Genomic DNA, 4031 nt, shown 5'->3' on the forward strand with positions numbered 1-4031 from the left:
CGGCGACGCCGGCCAGCCCGAGCCACTTCCACACACTGCGCATGACCCCAGAGTATTCGCGCTGTGATTAACTTGTGTGCTCTTGCAACGCCGAACGGGCTCAAGCAGGAACTGCCGCATCGAAACCCTTCGCGACGAAGTCGCCGTCATCACCGGGGGTACCGGATCTCCCGGACACCCGATCGAAAGGCGGACCCAATGGCTGACCCCCGAGACGAAGGCCTGAGCGTGTTCCGGGACATGGTGCCCGGCCTGATCCCGGACGACGCCACCACGCTGCGCGACGGCGGCATCGCCGACGAACTCCTCGAGTTGGGCGTCGACCACGTCTTCGGCGCGCTGTGGGCCCGGCCCGGGCTGGATCGACGCTCCCGCAGCCTGGTGACGCTCGGCGCGCTCATCGCCCTGCGGGCCACCGACGAATTGAAATCTCATTTCAAGATCGGGTTGCGCAACGGGCTGAGCATCACCGAGATCGAAGAGGTGGTCTACCACCTGGCGGGCTACGCCGGCTATCCCGCCGCCAATGCGGCGCAGAGAGCCGCACGAGAAGCCCTCGCCGACTCATGATGCTGGCCCTGCATCAGGCGCTGAATGAGACGCGCACCGGCGATCTCTGGCTGTTTCGCGGCCGCTCGCGGCCCGACCGCGCGATTCAGACGTTGACGAACGCGCCGGTGAATCACGTGGGTATGACGGTGGCCATCGACGACCTGCCGCCGCTGATCTGGCACGCCGAGCTGGGCGACAAGCTGGTCGACATGTGGACCGGAACCAACCACCGCGGTGTGCAACTCAACGATCTGCACCAGGCCGTCCTGCAGTGGACGCAGCGCTACGACCAACGGTGCTGGCTGCGCCAGCTGACGCCCAACCCGACCCGCGAACAGGAGAACAAGCTGCTGCGGGTGATCGCACGGATGGACGGCACCGCGTTTCCCACCACCGCTCGGCTGACGGGCCGCTGGTTCCGCGGCCGGCTCCCGACCATCAACGACTGGGTGCGCGGAATCCCGTTGGTGGACAACAAGGTTCGAGAGCAAACCCGACGCCGGCGCGAAGAACGCAAGATGAGCCTTTCGACGGCCTATTGCGCGGAGACGGTGGCCATCACTTATGAGGAAATGGGATTGCTCGACACGGACAAGAACGCGAATTGGTTCGATCCGGGCAAGTTCTGGAGCGGCGACACGCTTCCGCTGGCTCCCGGCTATCGACTGGGCGACGAAATCACGGTCACCGTAAGCGAAGTCGGCTAGTCGACCGACATCTCCCCCATCTCCGACCAGCCCGACGCGTCGATCGTCTGGTTGATGATCTTCGGGGTCGACTTCAGGGCCTGCGGTAGCTCCCGCATCGCCCGCTGGAAGTGATCGCTGTTGACGTGGACGCCGCCCGCCTCAGCGTCACGGAAGGCCTCCACCAACACGTACTCGGCCGGATTGTCGAGGCTGCGCGACCACTCGAACCAGAGGTTACCTTCCTCGGCGCGGGTGGCGGCTGTGAACGAGGTGACGAGCTCTGGCCAGCGGTCCGTCCACTCGGGCTTGGTCTCGAACTTGACGACGATGAAGATCATTGCCGATTCCCGCCTAGGTTCGTCCTCAAGGTTGGGCCCGCTCGATCCCGGCGAGCAGGGCCAGCATATCCGCCGACCGTCGACGCCGGCTGCGGCCTCGCCGTCAGCAAAGTGTGCCCCGGGCATCGTATTCGACACCCGGGGCACACTTTCGCATTGATCCCGTGCAAATCGTTCGCGACCGATCCGACGCGCGGCGTGGTCCACCTCACAAACCTTGCACGAACCGATCCATTTCACTCGGCTACCGGTTCCGCACTATTCACGTGTCTTATACACGTCAAATAGCACGACAATAGGCAGAGACCTTTACGAATCGAATTCGTTAGGGATTCGCAATTCCGGGATCGCCGGGCGGCGGCAATTCGGGCGCCGGGGGGGCCGGTGGTGCGGGCGGCGCGGGAGCCGTGGCATCGACCAGGACGGGCGGCGCCTCCGGCGGTGGCGGCGGCGCGTCCGGGGGCGGGGGCGGCGCGTCCGGAGGCGGGGGCAGAGCGCCCTCGCCATCCGGTGGCATCGGCAGGAACATGTGGTGGGTGAAGCCGGCCTGGTAAGCGCCCGCGCCGCCGACGTGCACGCCACCGCGCTCACCACTGGACACCGGCGTCCCGTCGGGCAGCGTCGCGGCCGTGTGGCCGCCGTTCCACCCGACCACGAGGGCATTGGGGGCGGTTCCGTATTGAAACCCGCGCGCCAACAAGGCCGCCTCTTCATTCCCGGTGTTGAACCGGTTTCCGAAGACCGGCCTGTCGGACGCCGCGTTGGCAACCCACGAAACGAGGCCCGAGCAATCCGTCCCGGCGGGAGAATCTCCACCCGGAATATAGGGCGTCCCGGAGACCTGATTGATCAATGACATCAATGTTGCAAGAACTACCATGGCCGGCGACGCTAGCAATGACAGTTATTGTTCACCAAAAATTGTGGCGCAGCTCATTCGCAAACAGGATAATGGCCTTCGCCGCACTTCAGCAAATGCGGCGCGGCGCCTTGGGCCCGCTACCAGCAAACTATTGCACTCACTTGTAGTCGAGCCCGCGCTCGGTTTCGGACGTCTCCCGGTCGATGCTGGCCTGGTCTCGCTTGACACGGGCTTCCCCGCGGGTCACTCGGTCGGATTCGCGGCCCAATCGCTCACGCTCGCGCTCTGCGGCCGTGCCCTCGCGCTCATCCGCCACCCGCTCGCGCTCATCCGCCGCCCGCTCGCGGTCGTCCGCGATTCGGTCGCGCTGGTCGGCGACCCGATCTCGTCTTCCCGCCAGCCACTCGCGCCTTCTGACCTCGGCCTCGCGGTCTTCGAGCCCCTCCTCGCGCTCATCGAGCGCGGCGGCCCGGCGTTCGAGTTCTTCCGGCGTGTCCGGGCAGTCGTCGGTGACCACAGACAACCTTAACGCCGGGCGGGCCACCGCGCACCGGTGACTACTCGCCGTTTACCGCCCGGGCCGCGTCACCTGACCGAGTGCCGTTTACCGGGGTCGAAACCCCTTGTACCGCAGTCATACTCCGAACTTCGCACGCGCCTCGGCCGTGACGGGAGTGAACAGGTTGACGAGGTTTCCATCCGGATCGCGTAGCAGCACTGCCCGGTTGCCCCACGGCATGGTGGTCGGCGCCGTGACGACCTCCGGGACGCGCCGGTGCAGCCGGTCGTATTCCGCGTCGACGTCGTCCACCATGAACTCGACGATCACGCTGCGGTTGGCCGCGGGTTCGGCGGATCCGGCCGCGAACAGCGGCACGGTCTTGTCGCTGCCGATGGCCAGCGTGCCCGCCGACGTCGGAATCTCGGCGAAAAGCTCGTTGGCCCATACCGCGGGAACCTCGGTGACCGTCTCATAGAAATCGACGAGCCGGCTGACGTCGGCGGTGATGATGCGGGTGGAAACGAAGTTCATGGCGCCCTCCTGACTGCCGTGGCGTGCACGCTTGTGCGACGAGGGCATGCTACGGAGCACCTCCGACAAGGAGGTGGCCCTTTCGTGCTGGCCTTAGACCGGGGTCCAGATGCCGTGGTTCCAGAAGCCCCAGTTGCCGGCGCCGGTCGGGTTCCACATCAGCTGAGCCCCGGGCGCCCACGTCGGCGGGGGTGGTGGCGGCGGCGCCCATGCCGGCGGGGGGCCCCACGGCCCAGCGCCCGCCGGGAAGCTCTGCCCCGCGTGACCTTGCCAGTCGTGGCACTGGTTCCAGTCCCAGTTGTAGACGTTGCCCCAGCTCGGGTCCCAGGGATTGCCCGGGCACCAATGAGAGGCCGGCGCCGGCGCCGCGTGGCCGATTCCCCCCGTCAACCCGAAGGCGGACAACGCCAACGCGCAACCCACAATGATCTTCGTAGACCGGGGGGACCAGTTCATGGCATCCGATCATATCGGGCGGGCAGGGTCCGCCTTGCCTGCCAGGCGACGCCCGGGACCGTGTTGGCCAGGTCCGGCCGGCTCTTGGTGAGGGCGCGGAT

General features: G+C 66.6%; 7 protein-coding genes. 2 read left to right on the forward strand and 5 right to left on the reverse strand.

The window, feature by feature from the left end:
* Positions 1-198 precede the first annotated feature (198 nt).
* Together A5713_RS21810 and A5713_RS21815 are read left to right on the forward strand one after the other, a co-directional pair.
* Positions 199-570 (forward strand): carboxymuconolactone decarboxylase family protein, encoded by a 372-nt coding sequence (locus tag A5713_RS21810; protein WP_068098349.1) that lies wholly within the window; start codon positions 199-201, stop codon positions 568-570.
* Positions 570-1259 (forward strand): guanylate cyclase, encoded by a 690-nt coding sequence (locus tag A5713_RS21815; RefSeq protein ID WP_068098351.1) that lies wholly within the window; start codon positions 570-572, stop codon positions 1257-1259. Before A5713_RS21810 ends, A5713_RS21815 begins: the two co-directional genes overlap by 1 nt.
* Here the strand turns inward: A5713_RS21815 and A5713_RS21820 are convergent.
* The 5 genes from A5713_RS21820 to A5713_RS27875 all read right to left on the reverse strand — a co-directional run bounded on the left by A5713_RS21820 (position 1256) and on the right by A5713_RS27875 (position 3930).
* On the reverse strand, positions 1256-1579 hold the full coding sequence (locus A5713_RS21820; RefSeq protein WP_067924598.1) for a putative quinol monooxygenase: 324 nt from the start codon (positions 1577-1579) through the stop codon (positions 1256-1258). The genes A5713_RS21815 and A5713_RS21820 overlap by 4 nt on opposite strands.
* A 325-nt stretch (positions 1580-1904) precedes the next feature.
* Positions 1905-2459, reverse strand: a complete 555-nt coding sequence (locus tag A5713_RS21825; RefSeq protein ID WP_068098350.1) for a glycoside hydrolase — start codon at positions 2457-2459, stop codon at positions 1905-1907.
* Between the two features lie 139 nt (positions 2460-2598).
* A complete protein-coding gene (locus A5713_RS21830; protein ID WP_067924592.1) occupies positions 2599-2958 on the reverse strand; it encodes a hypothetical protein in 360 nt (119 codons plus the stop codon).
* A gap of 117 nt (positions 2959-3075) precedes the next feature.
* Complete coding sequence (locus tag A5713_RS21835) at positions 3076-3474, reverse strand: VOC family protein (RefSeq protein WP_067924590.1); 399 nt, start codon at positions 3472-3474, stop codon at positions 3076-3078.
* A gap of 93 nt (positions 3475-3567) precedes the next feature.
* The gene (locus tag A5713_RS27875) at positions 3568-3930 is read right to left on the reverse strand and encodes a hypothetical protein (RefSeq protein WP_197514334.1); all 363 of its coding nucleotides are present in this window, start codon (positions 3928-3930) and stop codon (positions 3568-3570) included.
* Positions 3931-4031 lie beyond the last annotated feature (101 nt).

It is taken from the genome of Mycobacterium sp. E2497, from assembly GCF_001668695.1.
Classification (GTDB): domain Bacteria; phylum Actinomycetota; class Actinomycetes; order Mycobacteriales; family Mycobacteriaceae; genus Mycobacterium.

Bases quoted from the DNA above. Each gene is read 5' to 3' on its own strand.
- A5713_RS21810 (WP_068098349.1), top strand. From the start codon at position 199: ATGGCTGACCCCCGAGACGAAGGCCTGAGCGTGTTCCGGGACATGGTG.
- A5713_RS21815 (WP_068098351.1), top strand. From the start codon at position 570: ATGCTGGCCCTGCATCAGGCGCTGAATGAGACGCGCACCGGCGATCTC.
- A5713_RS21820 (WP_067924598.1), bottom strand. From the start codon at position 1,579: ATGATCTTCATCGTCGTCAAGTTCGAGACCAAGCCCGAGTGGACGGAC.
- A5713_RS21825 (WP_068098350.1), bottom strand. From the start codon at position 2,459: ATGGTAGTTCTTGCAACATTGATGTCATTGATCAATCAGGTCTCCGGG.
- A5713_RS21835 (WP_067924590.1), bottom strand. From the start codon at position 3,474: ATGAACTTCGTTTCCACCCGCATCATCACCGCCGACGTCAGCCGGCTC.
- A5713_RS27875 (WP_197514334.1), bottom strand. From the start codon at position 3,930: ATGAACTGGTCCCCCCGGTCTACGAAGATCATTGTGGGTTGCGCGTTG.